The 18,289-nt window shown below is 68.6% G+C and carries 20 protein-coding genes and 1 tRNA gene; 12 read left to right on the forward strand and 9 right to left on the reverse strand.

Annotated features, from left to right (window positions below):
* The first annotated feature begins 55 nt into the window (after window positions 1–55).
* From C0012_RS02145 to pstB, 5 genes are all read left to right on the forward strand, one after another.
* Window positions 56–934, forward strand: a complete 879-nt coding sequence (locus C0012_RS02145) for an exodeoxyribonuclease III (protein ID WP_110588411.1) — start codon at window positions 56–58, stop codon at window positions 932–934.
* 134 nt (window positions 935–1,068) lie between these two features.
* The gene (locus C0012_RS02150; RefSeq protein WP_110588410.1) at window positions 1,069–2,184 is read left to right on the forward strand and encodes a phosphate ABC transporter substrate-binding protein PstS; all 1,116 of its coding nucleotides are present in this window, start codon (window positions 1,069–1,071) and stop codon (window positions 2,182–2,184) included.
* Window positions 2,185–2,317: 133 nt separating this feature from the next.
* Window positions 2,318–3,310, forward strand: coding sequence for a phosphate ABC transporter permease subunit PstC (gene pstC / locus C0012_RS02155; protein ID WP_110588409.1), 993 nt, complete (start codon window positions 2,318–2,320; stop codon window positions 3,308–3,310).
* 1 nt (window position 3,311) lies between these two features.
* Window positions 3,312–4,430 carry a phosphate ABC transporter permease PstA gene (pstA, locus tag C0012_RS02160; RefSeq protein WP_198411040.1) on the forward strand — a complete coding sequence of 373 codons (1,119 nt, stop codon included), beginning with the start codon at window positions 3,312–3,314 and terminating at the stop codon, window positions 4,428–4,430.
* A 49-nt stretch (window positions 4,431–4,479) separates the two neighbouring features.
* Complete coding sequence (pstB, locus tag C0012_RS02165; RefSeq protein ID WP_110588408.1) at window positions 4,480–5,259, forward strand: phosphate ABC transporter ATP-binding protein PstB; 780 nt, start codon at window positions 4,480–4,482, stop codon at window positions 5,257–5,259.
* Between the two features lie 224 nt (window positions 5,260–5,483).
* On the opposite strand, the gene C0012_RS02170 is transcribed toward pstB, so the two are convergent.
* Window positions 5,484–6,113, reverse strand: coding sequence for a DNA-directed RNA polymerase subunit beta (locus tag C0012_RS02170; protein ID WP_110588407.1), 630 nt, complete (start codon window positions 6,111–6,113; stop codon window positions 5,484–5,486).
* A 53-nt stretch (window positions 6,114–6,166) separates the two neighbouring features.
* Window positions 6,167–6,538 carry a hypothetical protein gene (locus C0012_RS02175; RefSeq protein WP_110588406.1) on the reverse strand — a complete coding sequence of 124 codons (372 nt, stop codon included), beginning with the start codon at window positions 6,536–6,538 and terminating at the stop codon, window positions 6,167–6,169.
* Window positions 6,539–6,617: 79 nt separating this feature from the next.
* On the opposite strand from C0012_RS02175, the gene C0012_RS02180 reads away from it, so the two are divergent.
* The 3 genes from C0012_RS02180 to C0012_RS02190 all read left to right on the forward strand — a co-directional run bounded on the left by C0012_RS02180 (window position 6,618) and on the right by C0012_RS02190 (window position 8,482).
* The gene (locus tag C0012_RS02180; RefSeq protein ID WP_110588405.1) at window positions 6,618–7,073 is read left to right on the forward strand and encodes a DUF3817 domain-containing protein; all 456 of its coding nucleotides are present in this window, start codon (window positions 6,618–6,620) and stop codon (window positions 7,071–7,073) included.
* Window positions 7,074–7,139: 66 nt separating this feature from the next.
* Window positions 7,140–8,129, forward strand: coding sequence for a pirin family protein (locus C0012_RS02185; RefSeq protein WP_110588404.1), 990 nt, complete (start codon window positions 7,140–7,142; stop codon window positions 8,127–8,129).
* An 11-nt stretch (window positions 8,130–8,140) separates the two neighbouring features.
* Window positions 8,141–8,482: a GNAT family N-acetyltransferase gene (locus C0012_RS02190; protein ID WP_110588403.1), complete on the forward strand. Its 342-nt coding sequence runs from the start codon at window positions 8,141–8,143 to the stop codon at window positions 8,480–8,482.
* Between the two features lie 25 nt (window positions 8,483–8,507).
* Here the strand turns inward: C0012_RS02190 and C0012_RS02195 are convergent, their stop codons facing one another.
* From C0012_RS02195 to C0012_RS02225, 7 genes are all read right to left on the reverse strand, one after another.
* On the reverse strand, window positions 8,508–8,963 hold the full coding sequence (locus tag C0012_RS02195; protein WP_110588402.1) for a carboxymuconolactone decarboxylase family protein: 456 nt from the start codon (window positions 8,961–8,963) through the stop codon (window positions 8,508–8,510).
* Window positions 8,964–9,053: 90 nt separating this feature from the next.
* Window positions 9,054–9,932: an RNA polymerase sigma factor SigJ gene (sigJ, locus tag C0012_RS02200; protein ID WP_162621797.1), complete on the reverse strand. Its 879-nt coding sequence runs from the start codon at window positions 9,930–9,932 to the stop codon at window positions 9,054–9,056.
* Window positions 9,933–9,955: 23 nt separating this feature from the next.
* A tRNA-Lys gene (locus C0012_RS02205) sits at window positions 9,956–10,028 on the reverse strand.
* 9 nt (window positions 10,029–10,037) lie between these two features.
* Entirely contained in the window at window positions 10,038–10,586 is a 549-nt protein-coding gene (locus C0012_RS02210; RefSeq protein WP_110588400.1) for a DUF421 domain-containing protein, read from the reverse strand.
* Between the two features lie 49 nt (window positions 10,587–10,635).
* Window positions 10,636–11,217, reverse strand: coding sequence for an isochorismatase family protein (locus C0012_RS02215; protein ID WP_110588399.1), 582 nt, complete (start codon window positions 11,215–11,217; stop codon window positions 10,636–10,638).
* A 62-nt stretch (window positions 11,218–11,279) separates the two neighbouring features.
* Window positions 11,280–11,924 carry an SDR family oxidoreductase gene (locus C0012_RS02220; protein ID WP_110588398.1) on the reverse strand — a complete coding sequence of 215 codons (645 nt, stop codon included), beginning with the start codon at window positions 11,922–11,924 and terminating at the stop codon, window positions 11,280–11,282.
* 84 nt (window positions 11,925–12,008) lie between these two features.
* A complete protein-coding gene (locus C0012_RS02225; protein WP_110588397.1) occupies window positions 12,009–13,460 on the reverse strand; it encodes an XRE family transcriptional regulator in 1,452 nt (483 codons plus the stop codon).
* Between the two features lie 144 nt (window positions 13,461–13,604).
* Between C0012_RS02225 and aceA the strand changes: the two genes are divergently transcribed.
* The 4 genes from aceA (at window position 13,605) to C0012_RS02245 (ending at window position 18,144) form a co-directional block, all read left to right on the forward strand.
* The gene (gene aceA / locus C0012_RS02230) at window positions 13,605–14,900 is read left to right on the forward strand and encodes an isocitrate lyase (protein ID WP_110588396.1); all 1,296 of its coding nucleotides are present in this window, start codon (window positions 13,605–13,607) and stop codon (window positions 14,898–14,900) included.
* A 19-nt stretch (window positions 14,901–14,919) separates the two neighbouring features.
* Entirely contained in the window at window positions 14,920–16,578 is a 1,659-nt protein-coding gene (gene aceB, locus C0012_RS02235) for a malate synthase A (RefSeq protein WP_110588395.1), read from the forward strand.
* Between the two features lie 265 nt (window positions 16,579–16,843).
* Window positions 16,844–17,467: a rhomboid family intramembrane serine protease gene (locus C0012_RS02240; protein ID WP_110588394.1), complete on the forward strand. Its 624-nt coding sequence runs from the start codon at window positions 16,844–16,846 to the stop codon at window positions 17,465–17,467.
* A 188-nt stretch (window positions 17,468–17,655) separates the two neighbouring features.
* Window positions 17,656–18,144 (forward strand): FBP domain-containing protein, encoded by a 489-nt coding sequence (locus C0012_RS02245; RefSeq protein WP_110588393.1) that lies wholly within the window; start codon window positions 17,656–17,658, stop codon window positions 18,142–18,144.
* Window positions 18,145–18,289: the final 145 nt, after the last annotated feature.

Below are 18,289 nucleotides of genomic sequence, written 5' to 3' on the forward strand. Positions count from 1 at the left end.
CCCCTCTGCGGGGTCCGGCGCTGTCGTGTCAGGGGTCGCCGATACCCTTGTGTGCATGACACGCATCGCCTCCGTGAACGTCAACGGGATCCGCGCCGCCGCGCGCAAGGGAATGGCCGACTGGATCGACGCATCCGGCGTCGACATCCTCACGATCCAGGAGGTGCGCGGGCAGCGCGAGCACCTCGAGCAGGTGCTGCCCGGCTGGCACATCCTCCTGCATGAATCCCCGCAGAAGGGGCGCGCCGGGGTCGCCATCGCCTCCCGCGAGGAGGCCATCGCTCACCGCACCGACGCCCTCGGCATCGACCCCAACGACATGGACGGGCGCTGGCTCGAGGCCGATTTCCGTGTCGGCGACAGCGAGATCACCGTCGTCTCCGCATACGTGCACTCGGGCGAGGTCGACACACCCCGCCAAGAGCAGAAGTGGGCGTTCCTCGACGCGATGGAGCGACGGATGCCGCAGCTCTCGGGCGGCCTCGCCCTCATCACCGGAGATCTGAACGTCGGCCACCGCGAGTTCGACATCAAGAACTGGAAGGGGAACGTCGCGCGGTCCGGATACCTCCCCCGCGAACGCGCGTACTTCGACCGCTTCCTCGGGGCCGCAGGCGAGCCCGTGGCCGGGCAACCGGGCGTGGGGCGCGGCAAGGTCGGCGAGCTGAGCGACACGCGCTCCTTCAGCGCGGGCCGGGTGGGCCTCGGCTGGACCGACGTGGGCCGCACCTTCTCCGGCGAGGTCGCCGGCCCCTACACGTGGTGGTCCAATCGTGGTCAGGCATTCGACAACGACACGGGCTGGCGCATCGACTACCACCTCGCGAGCCCCGCTCTCGCGGGGCGGGTCGAGTCGTACCGCGTCGATCGCTATCCGTCGTACGACGCGCGCTGGAGCGACCACGCCCCGGTCGTGGTCGACTACGCCCTGTGAGCGAACTCCAAGACTCGTTCACTCTCCGTTCACCTTCAGTCTGCGATCCGGACAGAGAGCGCCCCTAGCGTCACTGAGCGTTGGGCGTCCCACCCAGCACCAACTCTGTCCTCCACAACGGATCGGATACTGAAGTGAAGCTCACTCGACTTTCCGGCGTCGCCGCACTCGGCGCCGTCGCCGCACTCACTCTCGCCGGCTGCGCCGCGAACGAAGGCGGCTCCTCCGCCGGAGACGCCGACAACGGCGACACGGCCGAGGGCTCGGGCATCTCGGGCACGATCGGCGCGACGGGCGCGTCGTCGCAGACCGCGGCCCAGGAAGCCTGGGTCGCTGGTTTCCAGACGGCCAACCCCGAGGCCACCATCAACTACGAGCCCACGGGATCGGGAACGGGCCGCGAGAACTTCACGTCGGGCGCGTCGAACTTCATCGGCTCCGACCGCGCCTACGAGATCGACGAGTTCGCCGACGGCTTCGCGGGCTGCACGTCCGAGAGCATCGTCGAGGTCCCCCTCTACATCTCGCCCGTGGCACTCGCCTTCAACCTCGAGGGCATCGACACCCTGAACCTCGACGCCGAGACGATCGCGGGCATCTTCGCCGGCGAGATCACCTCGTGGGATGACGACGCGATCGCGGCGACGAACGACGGCGTCGAGCTCCCCGACACCCGGATCACGCCCGTCAACCGCTCCGACGACTCGGGTACGACCGAGACGTTCACGACGTACATGTCGGCCACGGCTCCCGATGTCTGGACGTACGAGCCCGACGGCAACTGGCCGATCGACGGCACCGAGCGCGGCCAGGGCACCCAGGGTGTGGCGAACGCCATCGACTCGGGTGATGGCACGATCGGCTACCTCGACGCCTCACAGATCCCCGCCGGTGCCGGCCAGGTGGCCGTGGGCGTCGACGGAGAGTTCGTTCCGTACTCGGCCGAGGCCGCGTCGGCGCTCATCGAGAACTCCCCGCTCGAGGACGGCCGTGAGGATCAGGACCTCGTCTTCGACGTCGACCCCGCGTCGGCGACCGGCGGCGCGTACCCGATCGCGCTCGTGTCGTACCTGATCAGCTGCGTCGAGTACGAGGACGCAGGCGTCGCCTCGCTCGTGAAGGAGTACTTCACGTACATGGCGTCGGCCGAGGGCCAGGAGGTCGCGGCCGAGGCCGCGGGCAGCGCCCCGATCTCGGACGGCCTGCGCGATCAGGTCATGACCGCGATCGACGCGATCGTCACCGAGTGATCTCGTCGCCATGATCAGCCTCTAGGCTGATCACGGCGTCGGTGCCCCCGCGAGTTCTGCTTCGAGGATCGTCTCGACGCGGCACCCGGGGGCACCTGCATGAATCCCCGACACCCTGGAAGACTGGGAGCCCATGAGCACCTCTGAGCAGGCGACAGCCCCCGCCTCGCCGCCACCCTCCTCCGACGGATCGATCCGCGCGAAGAAGCGACCGGGAGACATCGCCTTCTCCGGCACCGCGCTGGCCGCGGGGATCATCATCCTGCTGGTTCTCGCCGCGACAGCGGTTTTCCTCATCGTGCAGTCGATTCCGGCGATCGCGACAGATCCGGAGGAGAATCACCTCCTCGCAGGCCAGTCGTTCTGGAGCTACGTCGGACCGTTCCTCTTCGGAACGCTCTGGGCGTCGATCCTGGCGCTCGTGATCGCGACGCCTATCGCGATCGGCATCGCCCTATTCATCTCGCACTACGCGCCCCGCAAGCTGGCGGCCCTGCTCGGCTACATCATCGATCTGCTGGCCGCCGTTCCCTCCGTCGTCTACGGCCTCTGGGGCGCCCTCGTCTTCTCTCAGTTCCTGCAGCCCTTCTACGAGTGGCTCGGAGCCACCGTCGGTCAGGTGCCGGTTCTCGACGTTCTCTTCTCGGGCCCCATCTCACCCACGGGCCGCACCATCCTCACCGCCGCCCTCGTGCTCGCCGTCATGATCCTGCCGATCATGACGGCCATCTGCCGTGAGGTCTTCCTGCAGACGCCGAAGCTCCACGAGGAGGCGGCTCTCGCGCTGGGCGCCACCCGCTGGGAGATGATCACGATGTCGGTCCTCCCCTTCGCCCGCGGAGGCATGGTCTCAGGCGCGATGCTCGGCCTCGGCCGCGCTCTCGGAGAGACGATGGCCGTGACGATGGTGCTCTCGGGGTCGCCGATCGTCATCCTGCAGCTGCTGCAGTCGGGCAACCCGCTGACGATCGCGGCGAACATCGCCCTCGACTTCCCCGAGGCGCACGGCACGGGCGTGAACACGCTCATCGCCACGGGCCTCGTCCTCTTCATCGTCACCTTCGCGGTGAACGCCGTCGCGCGCTGGATCGTGAACCGCCGCGCCGAGTTCTCGGGAGCGAACTGACATGTCCGGAACCACGACCATGGCCAGCTCCGAGCAGCAGGCCGCCCAGAGCAGGGCCATCACCGCGGGACACCTTCCCCGCGGCACCGCCTGGTTCGTCCTCGCCGGGGCGTTCCTCGTCTCGGCCGTTGTGTTCGCCTTCGCGAACACGAGCGGCGATCTCGCGCGGTTCAACATCGCCGGAACCCTGTTCGTCGGCATGCTCCTCTACCTGCTCGCGATCGCCGTGATCTCGAGCATCGCCGAGAGCCGTCGCCACGCGATGGACCGCATCATGACGGGCCTCATCTCGACGGCGTTCGTCCTCGCCTGCCTCCCGCTCGCGTCACTCCTCTGGACCGTCGTCGTCGAGGGCGCCGAGCGCTTCGACATCACGTTCTTCACCTACTCGATGCGCAACATCGTCGGCGAGGGCGGCGGCGCCGTCCACGCCATCTGGGGCACGCTCATCATCACGGCGCTCGCGACCGTCATCTCGGTCCCAATCGGCCTGATGACGTCGATCTACCTCGTCGAGTACGGCGAGGGCAAGAAGCTCGCGAAGGCGATCACGTTCTTCGTCGACGTCATGACCGGCATCCCCTCGATCGTCGCGGGTCTGTTCATCTATGCGGTGTTCGCACTCCTCGTCGGTCCCGGGGTGCGCATGGGAATCATGGGTGCCCTCGCCCTGTGCGTCCTGATGATCCCCGTCGTCGTCCGCGGATCCGAGGAGATGCTCCGCATCGTCCCGAACGAGCTGCGCGAGGCCTCCTACGCGCTCGGTGTTCCGAAGTGGCTCACGATCGTCAAGGTCGTCCTCCCGACGTCGATCGCCGGCATCACGACCTCGGTCATGCTGTCGATCGCTCGCGTCATCGGCGAGACGGCACCGCTCCTGCTCACAGCCGGCTTCACGAACAACCTGCAGCTGAACGCGTTCGAGCAGAGCAACGGGCAGATGATGACGCTTCCCGTGTACGTGTACAACCAGTTCATGTTCCCGAACGCCGCCGACCCCGATTCGTCGGTTGCCCGTGCCTGGGCCGGCGCTCTCACGCTGATCCTGATCGTGATGGTGCTGAACATCCTCGCGCGCCTCATCGCGAAGATCTTCGCGCCCAAGATGACCGGTCGCTGACGCGTCCCGCCGATACGAACTTCCGAGACCCAACAGAAGGATCCCTCAGGTGTCCAAGAGCATCGAAGTCAACGACCTCAACGTCTACTACGGCGACTTCCTCGCCGTGGAGGGCGTCAACATCGACATCCAGCCGCGATCGGTGACCGCCTTCATCGGCCCGTCCGGCTGCGGCAAGTCCACCTTCCTCCGCACCCTCAACCGCATGCACGAGGTCATCCCCGGCGCCCGCGTCGAGGGAGAGGTCCTTGTCGACGGAAAGAACCTCTACGGTTCGGACGTCGATCCGGTTCTCGTCCGGCGCCAGGTGGGCATGGTCTTCCAGCGCCCCAACCCGTTCCCCACGATGTCGATCCGCGACAACGTGCTCGCGGGCGTCAAGCTCAACAACTCGCGCATGTCGAAGAGCGACCAGGACGACCTCGTCGAGCGGTCGCTGCGCGGCGCAAACCTCTGGAACGAGGTCAAAGACCGTCTCGAGAAGCCGGGATCCGGCCTCTCCGGTGGTCAGCAGCAGCGTCTGTGCATCGCGCGCGCGATCGCCGTCTCGCCCGATGTGATCCTCATGGATGAGCCGTGCTCGGCTCTCGACCCGATCTCGACCTTCGCGATCGAGGAGCTCATCGCCGAGATCAAGAACGACTACACGGTCGTCATCGTCACCCACAACATGCAGCAGGCTTCGCGCGTGAGCGACAAGACGGCGTTCTTCAACATCGCCGGCACGGGCAAGCCGGGCAAGCTCATCGAGTACGACGACACGACGAAGATCTTCACGGCCCCGACCGAGAAGGCGACGGAGGACTACGTCTCCGGTCGATTCGGCTGAAATCTGAGGATCCGGGGAATGCGTACCGGATCCGAGTCGTTAGACTTGATGTGCCGGGCCGCAGCATAACCCCGGGCTCCAACACTTGCCGCTTCGAGCGGCCTTCCGCCGAGAGGCGTTTTCTGCGGCCCGGCTTTTCCGTGCCCGGAACCCGCTCCCCGCCATCGAGTGCCGTCGCGCCCTCAAGCCTGCGGAAAAGGGCGTCCTCGCACTCCGGAACGCGGTCAGCCGAGATCGTCGCGGCGCCACATGCGCGAGGCAACCGCAAGATCCTCGGCGATGCTCGACAGGCGCAGGGCGCGCCGGGTGAGCTGCGAGGAGCGCTCGGGTTCGGTGGCCTCGTAGTCATCGGCGAGGTGAGTCGCGCCCGACGCCTGCACGCGGCAGAACGCCGCCGTGCGGTCGAGAGCCACGGCGAAGTCTCCCGTGAACGCGCCGCGAAGGATCGTGTCGATCAGCGCGACGAGCTCGGCTGGCGTCGCCGGAGCGGGCGCGCCCGCGACGACCTGATCGCCCGTGCGCAGCTCTCCCCTCCCCCGCTCGTAGAGCAGCGAGGCGGTCTGCGGATCGTCGTGGATGCTCAGCTGCACGAGATAGAGACGCCAGAGGGCGCCCGGCAGCGACTTCGCCGGCGAGCGCGACCACAGCTGCGCGATGTCGTCGATCCCGTGCGAGGCCGTGAACGAGATGAGCCGCTCGACGACCTCGGGATCCTCCTCGCGCCGCACCCGCGCGAGCAGCGTCGTCGCGGTCGAGTGCGCGGCGCGCGAGACCTCCGCCGGGTCCTCGGAGGAGAACAGGCGGTCGAAAGTCCCGGACGGCCGGAACACGGGCTTGGAGAAGTCGCTCGTCATCGCGATCCAGGCTACGCGCACTCCCGTACGCGGGGGCCGGATCCGCCCGCGGATCAGCGTCTGACCGAAATCGCGTCCAGAACGGCGTGCCCGAGCAGGTCGGCGTCGTCGAAGGTGAGGGTGATGTGCGCGCCGACCGGGCTTCCGAGCACCGACATATCGGGGGCGTACTCACCCCCGTCTGGCCGAGGCAGGGCACCGTCGCCGAGGATCGCGCCGACGACCATCCCGAGCTCGGTGAGAGGGCTCTGCCCGCGCCTCACCACGTCCCGGTCGATGAACCAGCGATCGAGCGAGAGGAGGATCCCTTCGGCGGCTCGCCTCTCCCCCATCACGTGCACGTCCCGAGCAGCCTGCAGCACCTCCTCGAACCACGTGCGCGCCGCCTCGACATACTCCGCTGAGAAGCTCCGCTGCCTCGTCATGCCGCTCACGGTAGCAGTCGCGGGGCTCGAGGATCAGGGCTCCCAGCCGACGCCTCATCTCCCCGGATAGCGTATTGCCGTGACTCCCCGCACCCTCTTCCGCACCGTCGCCTTCGCAGAGCTCGTCACCTGGGCCGGGCTCATCACCGCCCTCGTGCTTCGGGGGACGGGTGTGACCGACGCAGCCGTGGGGCCGGCCGGCGGGATCCACGGCTTCGTGTTCCTTGCCTACTGTGTCGTGACGGTGTTCACGTGGGTCGATCGGAAGTGGCGCCCCGCGACAGGGGTCGTCGGGCTCGTTCTCGCGGTCGTGCCGTTCGCGACGCTGCCGTTCGAGCGCGTCGTCGACCGGCGCGGCCTCCTTGCAGGAGACTGGCGCCTCGCCCCGGGCCGGGACGAGCCGGCGGGGTTCGTCGAGCACGTGCAGGCGTGGGTTCTTCGGCGCCCGCTCACCGCGGCGATCCTCGCCGTGGCGGGGGTCGCGATCGTCTTCACGGTCCTGCTCTGGCTCGGGCCTCCCGTGCCCCGCCCCTGAAACCGGGCTGCGGCCGTACGATGATGTCATGACCTCCGGATCGGACAGCGACATCGGGACGCCGCGATGAGCAACGAAGAGCGCGACCCGCAGGTCCAGACGCTCGACCCGGGCGAGCCCTGCCGCGATGTCGAGGTGCTGCTGCCGCGCGCGGTGCCGCTCGGAGGACCGCGCGCGATGCCCGTCTCGCGCACGCTGCCGCAGAGGAAGCGCTCGCTCGTCGGCGCCTGGTGCTTCCTCGATCACTACGGCCCCGACGACGTCTCTGAGACCGGCGGCATGCGCGTGCCCCGCCATCCGCACACCGGTCTGGCGACGGTGTCGTGGCTGTTCTCGGGCGAGATCGACCACCTCGACTCCGGCGGCAACGCTGCCCGGGTCGTGCCCGGCGAGCTGAACCTCATGATCGCGGGACGCGGCATCACGCATCAGGAGATCTCGACGGCCGAGACGACCACGCTGCACGGCGTGCAGCTCTGGTATGCGCTGCCCGACGAGACGAGATTCAGCGAGAACGCCTTCCGCCACTACGTTCCCGCCCCGGTCTCACCCGCTCCCGGGGTCTCGGCGAGCGTGTTCATCGGCGACCTCGCCGGATCCGCCTCCCCCGTCGACACGCGCACCCCCGATCTGCTCGGCGCCGAGCTGAGCCTCGAGGCCGGTGCCTCGGTCGTGCTCGACGTCCGAGCGGATTTCGAACACGCGGTCCTCGCCGAGTCCGGCGATACGCGCGTGAACGGCACGAGCGTCCCGCATCGCGCGCTCGCCTATGTGCCGGTCGGATCCGATTCCCTCGTCATCGACGCGGGCGACGCGCCCGCACGCATCATCCTGCTCGGCGGCGTTCCCCTCGGCGAGCAGATCGTGATGTGGTGGAACTTCGTCGGACGCTCGCACGACGAGATCGTCGAGTTCCGGCGTCGGTACCAGAACGAACTCGGCTTCGAGCCTGTCGGCGACAACGAAGACGCCCTCTTCGGTGCCTTTCCCGCCGGCCAGCCGGCTCCCCTTCCCGCCCCCACCCTGCCGAACGCGCGGCTGCGTCCGCGCGAGTGAGGAGAACCGCCATGACCGACGAGCGCTTCGACATCGAGCACCGCGACGCGGAAAGGCGCTACGTGCTCGTGGATCGCGAGTCCGACGGGGCAGACATCGGCGAGGAGGCCTACGTCGACGTCGACGAGGAGCGTGTCCTGTACCACACGCTCGTCTCGGAAGAATATGCCGGCCAGGGGCTCGCGTCGCGCCTCGTCTCGGCGGTCGTCGACGACATCATCGCGCGCGGAATGACGATCGTCCCGGTCTGCCCGTACGTGAAGGCCTGGCTGCCGAAACACCCAGAGTACGCCGACCATGTCGTCGACGTCCGCCCCGAGCACCTGCGCGCGGTGAGCCAGCGAACCCGGTGACGCGACGTCAGACGCCGCACCATCTTCACTCCCCCACCCGGTAGCGACTGGTGATGGCGACGCGATTGAGGGCATTCATCGCGGTCGCCAGCCACGCAACGGCCGAGAGCTGGAGAGGGGTCAGGATCGCGGCGGCCGCGCGGTAGGCGTCATCGTCGACGTGACCGTGCGACACGAGGGTGATCGCTTCCGTCAAGCCGAGCGCCGCCCTCTCGATCTCGGAGAAGAAGTCGACCTCGCCCCATGCGGGCAGGACGGCGATGCGATCCGGGTCCGCACCTTTCGCGATCGCGTCTTGAGTGTGAGCGCGGAGGCAGAACGCGCAGCCGTTTATCTGTGATGCCCGGATCCGGATCAGCTCGACGAGGATCGGGTCCAGCCCGGCGGCTGCCGCGCCCTTCTCGGCCTCGCTGGACAGACTCAGGAGCGCGCGGTACGTGCCCGGGTGCTGATCGCCGATGGCGATGCGTCGTGCGTTCATTCAGAGGTCTCCGTTCGGATTCGCCGTCATTCGTCTCCCGCCGGCGGGGAGCTCGCAAGGGAGACGAGACAGCAGCTCCGTGTGTGACGCCTACGCCCGACGAAGTTTGTCCGGGTTGAGGACCCGCTGGTAGCCGACGATCAACCCGTCGACGATTCGCACGATGTCGACCGAGAACACCCGACCATCGCGCACGAACCGAAGCGCGAGCTCGCCGCCGACCTCGACGACGTCGATCCGCTCGGGCTTCCAGCGACGTCCGACCCGCACCATCACCTCGGCGACGCGCCGGCCGCCGATGATGGGGACACGAGCCGCCGCGACGTCGCGTCCGCCGTCGGTCACGTACGCGGCGTCGGGGTGGAGCATCGCGACGAGAGCTACGAGATCGCCCGCTTCGTATGCGGCGCGGAAGGCCGCGAGGATCCTCGTCCGTTCCTCGCGAGTTATCTGCGGCTCCCGTTGCCGTGCCTGGGCAAGCCGACGTCGGGCGCGAGAAGCATGCTGTCGAGCGCTCGCCGCCGATACGTCGAGCGTCCCGGCGATCCGGGAGAATTCGATGTCGAACACGTCATGCAGCACGAACGCGACGCGTTCCGGCGGCGTCAGCTCCTCCATGACGAGCAGCATCGCCATCGTAACGGTTTCATCGACCAAGACCTGTTCGGATGCATCCGGGCCCGTCATAAGAGGCTCCGGCAGCCACGGTCCCACGTACGACTCGCGACGCACGCGCGCGCTCCTGAGGATGTCATACGACCGTCGGGCCGCGACCGTGACGAGCCAAGCGCGCAGATTATCGATCTCGGCGAGGTCGGCCGCGGCAGCACGGATCCACACGTCCTGTGTGACGTCCTCGGCGTCGGCGACGCTGCCGAGGATCCGATAGGCCGCGCCGAAAACTGCGGGACGAAGCTTCGCCCAGCCCTCGCCGAGCGGGTCGAGCGGCTCCGCGCCGGTGCTGGTCATCGCCGGTCCTCCCGCGATCATCGTGCGCCCACCGGGGCTCGAACCCGGGACCCGCGGATTAAAAGTCCGATGCTCTGCCAGCTGAGCTATAGGCGCGGATCAAGCCTACTTGACCGCACCTGAACCAGCCGTCAGGAGTTCGCCGCCGATCACGTCCTCGAACAGGCTCGGCTCGATCGGCTGGCCCGCGCGGATCACGCTGAGCACGCCCGAGGGCTCGAAGACGACCGCTCCGACCTGGTCGAGATGAGCGATCCCGGCCTGGCGCAGGCGCGAGTGCAGCTCGGGATACGACACGTGACATCGGCTCATGTGGCGTTCGATGATGTCCGACCCCGCCATGATGAGCACGGGACGGTTGACGACTAGCCGAGACCCAAACTTCGTGCGCCGGACGACTCCCGACAGCGCCTGCAGAGAGACGAGCGTGAGCAGAGCCACGACACCGCCTCCCAGGCGCGGCGCCTCACCGAGCGCGGCGCGCGCGATGATGCCGCCGAACGCGATCACCGCCGCGAGGTCGTAGCTCGACATCCCGGAGAGCATGCGCTGCCCGAGCACGCGCACGAGCACGACCAGCGCGACGTACATTCCGAGGGTCGCAAGCGCGACCGCGCCCGCCTCGAGCCACGTGATCCCGAGCAGTTCCGCCATCGCGCGCCTCCCCTGTAGACCTCCCCAGGGTAGTCGGGTGCGCGGGGGCTCAGTGCACGCCGGAGGATCCGAGCTCCGCGCCTCCGGCGACGAGCTTCTCCAGCGCCGCGTGGCTCGACTCCGTCGCGACGCCCGCGACGAGATCCGTGAAGATCCGCACGCGCAGCCCCTCCGCGAGAGCGTCGCGCGACGAGGCGAACACGCAGTGATCGGTCGCGAGCCCGACGACATCGACGCCGTCGACGTCGTGCGCGGAGAGGATCTCGGCGGCCGTCTCGCCGTCGTCGGTCTTCCCCTCGAAGAGCGAGTACGCGGGAACGCCCTGCCCCTTCTTCACGTGGTGCGTGACGGCCGCGGGATCGAACCAGGGGTCGTATTCGGCGCCCGGCGTCCCCGCGACACAGTGCCGGGGCCACGTGTCGACGAAGTCAGGATCCTCGGAGAAGTGACCGCCGTTGTCGCTGTCGGCGTCATGCCAGTCGCGCGACGCGATGATGCACGCGTAGTCGCGCGCCTGCGCGCCGAGCAACCGAGTCACCCCGATCGCCACGGCGTCTCCGCCCGTGACGGCGAGCGCCCCTTCTTCGGTGAAGTCGTTCTGAACGTCGACGATCAGCAATGCACGTCCCATGGCCCGAGCCTACGCGCTCGATCGCCGCGACAGAATGCCCCGCGGCGATGTGTGTCGCCGCTTCAGTCGGCGAGGGCCTCCGCGATCGGCACCGTGCCGTTCCCGAACGGGATCGTGCGGCGGATCGTCGACGAGTCGCTCAGCGTCTGCGCGATCACCGCCGCGACGTCGGCGCGCGTGACCTCTCCGCGACCCGGCTCGCGCGTCTCGATGAGGCCCGTCGGGTCGTCGAGGGTCAGCGGTCCGGGGCCGAGGACGGTCCAGTCGAGACCAGTCCCGCGCAGGTGCTCGTCTGCCGCGGCCTTCGCCTCCGCGTAGTGGAAGAGCGCGTCGGCCTCGGTGAGACCGTGGTCCGGGCCCGAGCGGAGGTACGACACCATCACGTAGCGCGAGGCGCCGGCATCGGACGCGGCATCCATCGAACGGATCGCGGCATCCCGGTCGACCGCGTACGTGCGCTCGGGGTTGCCGCCGCCGGCTCCCGCGGTCCACACGACGGCGTCGTGGCCCGCGATCAGCTCGGCGAGCTGCGACCGGTCGAGCTTCTCGACATCGGCGACCTTCGGGGCCGCGCCGGTCGCCGCAACGTCAGCCTCGTGCTCGGCGTTGCGGATCACGCTCGTGACGTCGTCGCCGCGCTCGACGAGGAGAGGGGCAAGCCGAAGAGCCACCTTGCCGTGGCCACCGATGATGAGTACGCGCGACATGACGTCACCTTTCGCGTCGGGATTCGAGGTCCTCCTCCACGCTATCGGCTCGCGGAGTGCGAGGATCCGCCTCGTCGAAACCGGTCATGCCGGGGCGTGCTGATCGAGGAACTCGTAGACGTCGGTCGCGTCGACACCGGGGAAGGATCCCGTCGGCAGCGTCGCGAGCAGGGTGCGCGGCGTCGCGACGTTCGGCCAGGCGCCGTCCCGCCACCGCTCCGCGAGTTCGGCGGGAGGGCGCCTGCAGCACACCTCATCGGCGTGGCGCGAGACTCCGCGGTTCGGAGTGTCTCGGCCCACGAACCACTTCGTGTCGTCGAAGCGCACGCCCACGCTCACGGAATGCGCGCCCTGGCTCGAATGCTCGACACGGGCCGTGCACCAGAAGGTGCCGCCGCCTGTGTCCGTGTACTGGAAGTACGGATTGAACCGGTCGTCGACGTCGAAGACCGCGCGGCTCGTCCAGCGGCGACAGCACAGCTGGCCTTCGATGGATCCGAGCCGGTCGGTCGGGAAGTTCACGTCGTCGTTCTCGTACGCCTTCGTGATCGTGCCCGATTCGTGCACCTTCAGGAAGTGCACGCGAATCCCGAGATGTCGAGTCGCCAGATTCGTGAAGCGATGCGCGGCCGTCTCGTACGACACGGAGTACGCGTCGCGCAGATCTTCGATCGAGATCGCACGACGCTGCTTCGCCTCCCGAAGCGCCGCGGCGGCCCGATTCTCCGGGATGAGAAGGGACCCCGCGAGGTAGTTCTGCTCGACGCGCTGCCGCAGGAACTCGGCATAGGAGCTGGGCTCTTGGTGGTGCAGGAGGCGACTCGCGAGGGCCTGCAGCATCGGGGCGCGCGGATCCGTCGAAGCCCGATTCGGCAGGTAAAGGCGCCCGTGGCGCAGGTCGAGAACGCTCCGAGTAGACGCGGGAAGGTCGGGCACATAGTGCAGGCTCACGCCCACGTGCGCCGCGATATCGCCCGCCGCGCGCTGCGTGAGGGGACCGCCCGGGTGGTCGATCGCGCCGAGCACCTCCTGCGCAGTCTTCTCCAGCTCGGGAAAGTAGTTGTCCTGCGCACGCATGAGGTGGCGCAGCTCGAGGTTCGCGCGCCGCGCCTCCTCCGGTGTCGCCTGACGCTCGTCACGCAGCCTGTCGATCTCGCCCGAGAGCCGCAGCATGGCCGCCAGGGCCTCGTCCGGCATCCCTTTCGGGATCCGGAACGGCTCGATTCCCAGCTCACGGAACCGCGGCGAGCGCATCTTCCGCTCGAGTGAGACCTCGAGCTCGCTGCGCGGATCCAGTTCCTCGGCGGCGAGCAGCTCGTCGGGCGTCACGCCGAGTGCACGCGCGATCCCTCGCAGCATCGACAGCCGCGGTTCGCGATGCCCGTTCTCGATCATGGACAGCTGGCTCGGCGCACGGCCGACCGCTTCGGCGAGCTGCGCGAGGCGCATGCCCCGGCTCGTGCGCAGGGCACGGATCCGTCGTCCGACGGCGATCGCGTCCGAGCCGTCTTCGATCTCGTCGTCGAGAGTCGTCATGCCGCAGATTCTCCCACACCCATCCGCTAGACGGAACTTTCTTCATATTTCTGCTTACGAACTCGCTCACTTCGGCGTGCTTTTCACACATCGTGGTGTCATCAGCCACCGCGGCACCGCCGCCGATCCGTCAGGAGTTCACCGATGAGCACCACACCGCACCGCCCCGGCTCGCAGACGCAGACCGCCGAGGAGCTCCAGCTCGAGTGGGACGCGGATCCCCGCTGGACGGGGGTCACCCGCGACTACTCCGCCGAGGACGTCATCCGGATCCGCGGGAGCGTCCGCGAGGAGGCCACCCTCGCCCGCCGCGGCGCCGAGCGGCTCTGGGACCGCCTCACGACGGGCGAATACGTCCGTGCGCTCGGCGCCCTCACGGGGAACCAGGCCGTGCAGCAGGTGCGCGCGGGCCTCGATGCGATCTACCTGTCGGGTTGGCAGGTCGCCGCCGACGCGAACCTCTCGGGACAGACCTACCCCGACCAGTCGCTCTATCCCGCGAACTCCGTGCCCGCCGTCGTGCGCCGCATCAACAACGCCCTCCTCCGCCAGGACCAGCTCGAATCGGCCGAGGGATCCCTCTCGCGAGACTGGCTCGCCCCGATCGTCGCCGATGCGGAGGCCGGCTTCGGCGGCCCCCTCAACGCCTACGAGCTCGCGCACGGGATGATCCAGGCGGGAGCCGCGGGGATCCACTGGGAGGACCAGCTCGCGAGCGAGAAGAAGTGCGGGCACCTCGGCGGGAAGGTCCTCGTGCCGACGAGTCAGCACATCCGTACACTCAACGCCGCCCGGCTCGCCGCCGACGTCGCGGGGGTTCCGACGATCCAGATCGCGCGCACCGATGCCCTCGCGGCAGACCTGCTCACGAGCGACGTCGATGAGAGAGACCGGCCGTTCCTCACGGGCGAGCGTTCGAGCGAGGGCTTCTACCGCGTGCGGAACGGGATCGAGCCCGTCGTCTCGCGCGGGCTCGCCTACGCCCCGTACGCCGATCTGCTCTGGGTCGAGACCGGCACCCCCGACATCGAGCTCGCCCGCGAGTTCGCGAACGCGGTCCACGCCGAGCATCCCGGCAAGATGCTCGCCTACAACTGCTCGCCGAGCTTCAACTGGTCGGCCGCGCTCGACGATCGGCAGATCGCGAGCTTTCAGGAGGAGCTCGCCGATCTCGGCTACCGATTCCAGTTCATCACCCTCGCCGGCTTCCACGCCCTCAACCACTCGATGTTCCAGCTCGCCCGCGGCTACGCCGAGAACGCGATGACCGCGTACGTCGAGCTGCAGAACGCCGAGTTCGCCGCCGAGGCCACCGGATACACCGCCACGAGGCACCAGCGCGAAGTCGGGACCGGCTACTTCGACCACGTGTCGCAGGCACTCAACCCCGACGCGTCGACCCTCGCCCTCGCCGGGTCCACCGAAGCCGAGCAGTTCTGACGGAATCAGGAGACACATCATGACTCTCATCGACACGACCACGACCCGCCCCACCGACCGCGTGAACGAGCGCACGTTCCCCGCCATCGACGTCACGGGGCCGATGCGGGAGCGATACGAGCAGATCCTCACGCCCGACGCGCTCGCCTTCCTCGCGCAGCTGCACGAGCTGTTCGCGGGACCGCGCTACGACCGGCTCGCGGCGCGCCTGCGCCACGGATACGAGATCGGCAACGGACGCGATCCGCGGTTCCGCGAGGACACCCGGCGGATCCGCGAGCGCGGCGACTGGCGCGTCGCGGGCGCCGGCCCCGGCCTCGAGGACCGCCGCGTCGAGATCACGGGTCCCACGGATCCGCGGATGACGATCAACGCGCTCAACTCGGGCGCGAAGGTGTGGCTGGCCGATCAGGAAGACGCGACGAGCCCCACATGGGGCAACGTCATCGGCGGGCAGCTGTCGCTGTTCGACGCGATCCGCGGCGAGCTCGAATACACGGCGCCGAACGGAAAGCACTACGCGGTGACGAGCGCGGAGACGCCGACGATCGTCATGCGACCGCGCGGCTGGCACCTCGAAGAGCATCACCTGCACTTCACCGACGCCCGCGGACGCACGATGGCCGCCTCGGGCTCGCTCGTCGACTTCGGTCTCTACGCCTTCCACAACGCGCGCGAGCTCATCGCGCGCGGCCGCGGACCCTACTTCTACCTGCCGAAGATCGAGCAGGCGGAGGAGGCGCGGCTCTGGGATCAGGTGTTCACCTTCACGGAGCAGTACCTCGCGCTGCCACACGGAACGATCCGCGCGACCGTGCTCATCGAGACGCTGCCGGCCGCGTTCCAGATGGAGGAGATCCTGTACGAGCTGCGCGACCACTGCGCCGGGCTGAACGCGGGTCGCTGGGACTACATCTTCTCGATCATCAAGACGTACCGCGGGCGCGGATCGCGGTTCGTGCTGCCCGACCGCAACGAGGTGACGATGACGGTCGGGTTCATGCGGGCCTACACCGAGCTGCTCGTGCAGACGTGCCACCGGCGCGGCGCATATGCCATCGGCGGCATGAGTGCGTTCATCCCGTCGAGGCGCGACGCGGAGGCGAACGCGAACGCCCTCGCGAAGGTCGCATCCGACAAGAAGCGCGAGGCAGGTGACGGCTTCGACGGCACCTGGGTGGCGCACCCCGACCTGATCCCCGTCGCCCGGGCCGAGTTCGACGCGGTGCTCGGCGATCGACCGCACCAGCTCGACCGACGTCGCGACGACGTCGACGTGCGCGAGCGGCACCTGCTCGATCTCACGATCGGCCGCGGCATCACCGACGCCGGCGTGCGCGGCAACGTTGACGTCGCCATCCGCTACATCGAGGCGTGGCTGCGCGGGCAGGGCGCCGTCGCGATCGGCGGCCTGATGGAGGACGCGGCGACGGCCGAGATCGCCCGCTCGCAGATCTGGCAGTGGATCCGCCAGGACCGCACAACCGAAGAGGGCACGCCGATCACCCACGAGTTCGTGGCGGGCCTCGTCGACGACGTCCTGCAGACGGTCGACCGCGCGGACGGCGACCGCTTCGACGACGCCGCCGCGGTGTTCCGAGACGTCGCGCTGTCGAGCACGTTCGCGCCGTTCCTCACGATGAAGGCGTACGCAGACCACCTCGTCGAGCGCCCCTGACGCACGGCCCCATCCGGAGGAGATCCCCGTTCGGGAGGTCGCATCACACAGATGCGATCCTCCCGAACGGGGATCTCCTCCGCCGTGCGGGGCCGGATCCTCCGCAACCGGCACACAACACCACTTGCCGGCACCACGCGGGACAGGCACCCCACACCCCACACCCCACACCCGGCACAACTCCTGAGTCGCGCGGGGCGGGACGCCCCTATAACCGCCACGCGCCCCGCCGCCGCTGGTGCGCCGCGAGTGCAAGACTGGAGCCATGAGCTCGTCGCCCCAGGCCAGTCCTCGCGAACGTTTCCTCGAGCGCGCCGCGCAGCCAGTGATCCTCCTCGCCATCATGTGGGCGGTCCGGGTGGCCGACACGATCCTTCCGGGCAGCTGGAACCGCGCGCTCGGCATCGTCTCCTGGCAGTTCGACGGGCTCTTCGGCGTGATCGCCTCGCCGCTGTTGCATTCGGGATGGCCGCACCTCATCGCCAATTCGGTGCCCTTCGCGGTCCTCGGGATCCTCGTCTCCTTCGACGGCGTGCGGCGATTCTGGGCCGTGACCGCGATCGCCGCCGTCGTCGCCGGTCTCGGCACGTGGCTCGTCAACTCCCCCGGCACCGTCACGGTCGGGGCATCCGGCCTCGTGTTCGGCTATCTCGGCTATCTCCTCATGCGTGCGTTCGTCGCCCCGTCGCTCGGACACGGGATCCTGTACGCGATCGTTGCCGTCGCCGTCGCGATCGCGTACGGCGGCACGGTGTTCACCGGGATCTTCGGCGCCGCGAGCGGGGTCTCGTGGCAGGCGCACCTGTTCGGCGCGATCGGCGGCGGCGCAGCGGCGTTCGCGCTCCGGCCGCGGCAAGAGGCCCTCGAGAGCCGACGTCGGAAGCGCTGAGCTCGAATCGAAATCCGAGGTGTAACATCGGGCACGTGTTCCAGCGAGTGACCCTTCGGGGAGTGAGGAGGTCGTCGACGCGCTCTGCGTCGGCGGCATCGAGAACCTGATCCGGTTCTTCCCTTTCGCGTGCGCTCTTCGCGCCGCGGCCCTCACGCATCCTCTCTGAACAGAAAGCTCACCTCATCATGCGCGTCATCGACGCTGCCCGAATCCGGGCGTCCTTCGCGAACGTCTCCGTCCGCGAGCGCAAGGCACTTCCCCTTCCCGACCTCGACGCCGTCGAGTGGGAGTCCATCGACTTCCTCGGCTGGCGAGACCCGAAACAACCGCTCGTCGGCTATATCGTGACGATGATCGACGACGAACCGGTCGGCCTCCTCATGCGGCAAGCGGAACAGACACCGCGTGGACGCACCCTGTGCGTCTGGTGCGCCGACGTGCACCTGCCGAACGACGTCGTCATGTTCAGCACCAAACGCGCCGGGGCCGCGGGCCGTCGCGGAGACACCATCGGCACCTACGTGTGCGCGCAGTTCGAGTGCAATCGCAACGCACGTCGGAAGCCCCGGACGGCATATGTCGGCTTCGATGTCGAGGCAGCCCGCCAGTCCCGGATCGCAGCTTGCCGGTCGAACGTCGAGCGCTTCGTCCGCGACGTGCTCGCGACCCGCTGACCGGCCTTCTGCGTCTCCGGCGCCTCCCCGCGCCGGACCGCGTGCGAAGAACCGCACCGACGGCCCGCGGTCGAAGCTTCTTCGCTTCGGCCGCGGGCCGGCCTTGTCCACTCCCGACAACACCTTCCCTGTGCCCCGCGGTCCA

Source organism: Microbacterium suaedae (assembly GCF_003254645.1).
GTDB classification, from domain to species: Bacteria; Actinomycetota; Actinomycetes; order Actinomycetales; family Microbacteriaceae; genus Microbacterium; species Microbacterium suaedae.

Bases quoted from the DNA above. Each gene is read 5' to 3' on its own strand.
- C0012_RS02190 (WP_110588403.1), top strand. From the start codon at position 8,141: ATGACCGACGAGCGCTTCGACATCGAGCACCGCGACGCGGAAAGGCGC.
- C0012_RS02170 (WP_110588407.1), bottom strand. From the start codon at position 6,113: ATGACGAGCGACTTCTCCAAGCCCGTGTTCCGGCCGTCCGGGACTTTC.
- C0012_RS02215 (WP_110588399.1), bottom strand. From the start codon at position 11,217: ATGGGACGTGCATTGCTGATCGTCGACGTTCAGAACGACTTCACCGAA.
- C0012_RS02195 (WP_110588402.1), bottom strand. From the start codon at position 8,963: ATGAACGCACGACGCATCGCCATCGGCGATCAGCACCCGGGCACGTAC.
- sigJ (WP_162621797.1), bottom strand. From the start codon at position 9,932: ATGACCAGCACCGGCGCGGAGCCGCTCGACCCGCTCGGCGAGGGCTGG.
- C0012_RS02210 (WP_110588400.1), bottom strand. From the start codon at position 10,586: ATGGCGGAACTGCTCGGGATCACGTGGCTCGAGGCGGGCGCGGTCGCG.
- aceA (WP_110588396.1), top strand. From the start codon at position 13,605: ATGAGCACCACACCGCACCGCCCCGGCTCGCAGACGCAGACCGCCGAG.
- C0012_RS02185 (WP_110588404.1), top strand. From the start codon at position 7,140: ATGAGCAACGAAGAGCGCGACCCGCAGGTCCAGACGCTCGACCCGGGC.
- pstC (WP_110588409.1), top strand. From the start codon at position 2,318: ATGAGCACCTCTGAGCAGGCGACAGCCCCCGCCTCGCCGCCACCCTCC.
- C0012_RS02240 (WP_110588394.1), top strand. From the start codon at position 16,844: ATGAGCTCGTCGCCCCAGGCCAGTCCTCGCGAACGTTTCCTCGAGCGC.
- pstA (WP_198411040.1), top strand. From the start codon at position 3,312: ATGTCCGGAACCACGACCATGGCCAGCTCCGAGCAGCAGGCCGCCCAG.
- C0012_RS02175 (WP_110588406.1), bottom strand. From the start codon at position 6,538: ATGACGAGGCAGCGGAGCTTCTCAGCGGAGTATGTCGAGGCGGCGCGC.
- C0012_RS02245 (WP_110588393.1), top strand. From the start codon at position 17,656: ATGCGCGTCATCGACGCTGCCCGAATCCGGGCGTCCTTCGCGAACGTC.
- C0012_RS02220 (WP_110588398.1), bottom strand. From the start codon at position 11,924: ATGTCGCGCGTACTCATCATCGGTGGCCACGGCAAGGTGGCTCTTCGG.
- C0012_RS02145 (WP_110588411.1), top strand. From the start codon at position 56: ATGACACGCATCGCCTCCGTGAACGTCAACGGGATCCGCGCCGCCGCG.
- C0012_RS02225 (WP_110588397.1), bottom strand. From the start codon at position 13,460: ATGACGACTCTCGACGACGAGATCGAAGACGGCTCGGACGCGATCGCC.
- aceB (WP_110588395.1), top strand. From the start codon at position 14,920: ATGACTCTCATCGACACGACCACGACCCGCCCCACCGACCGCGTGAAC.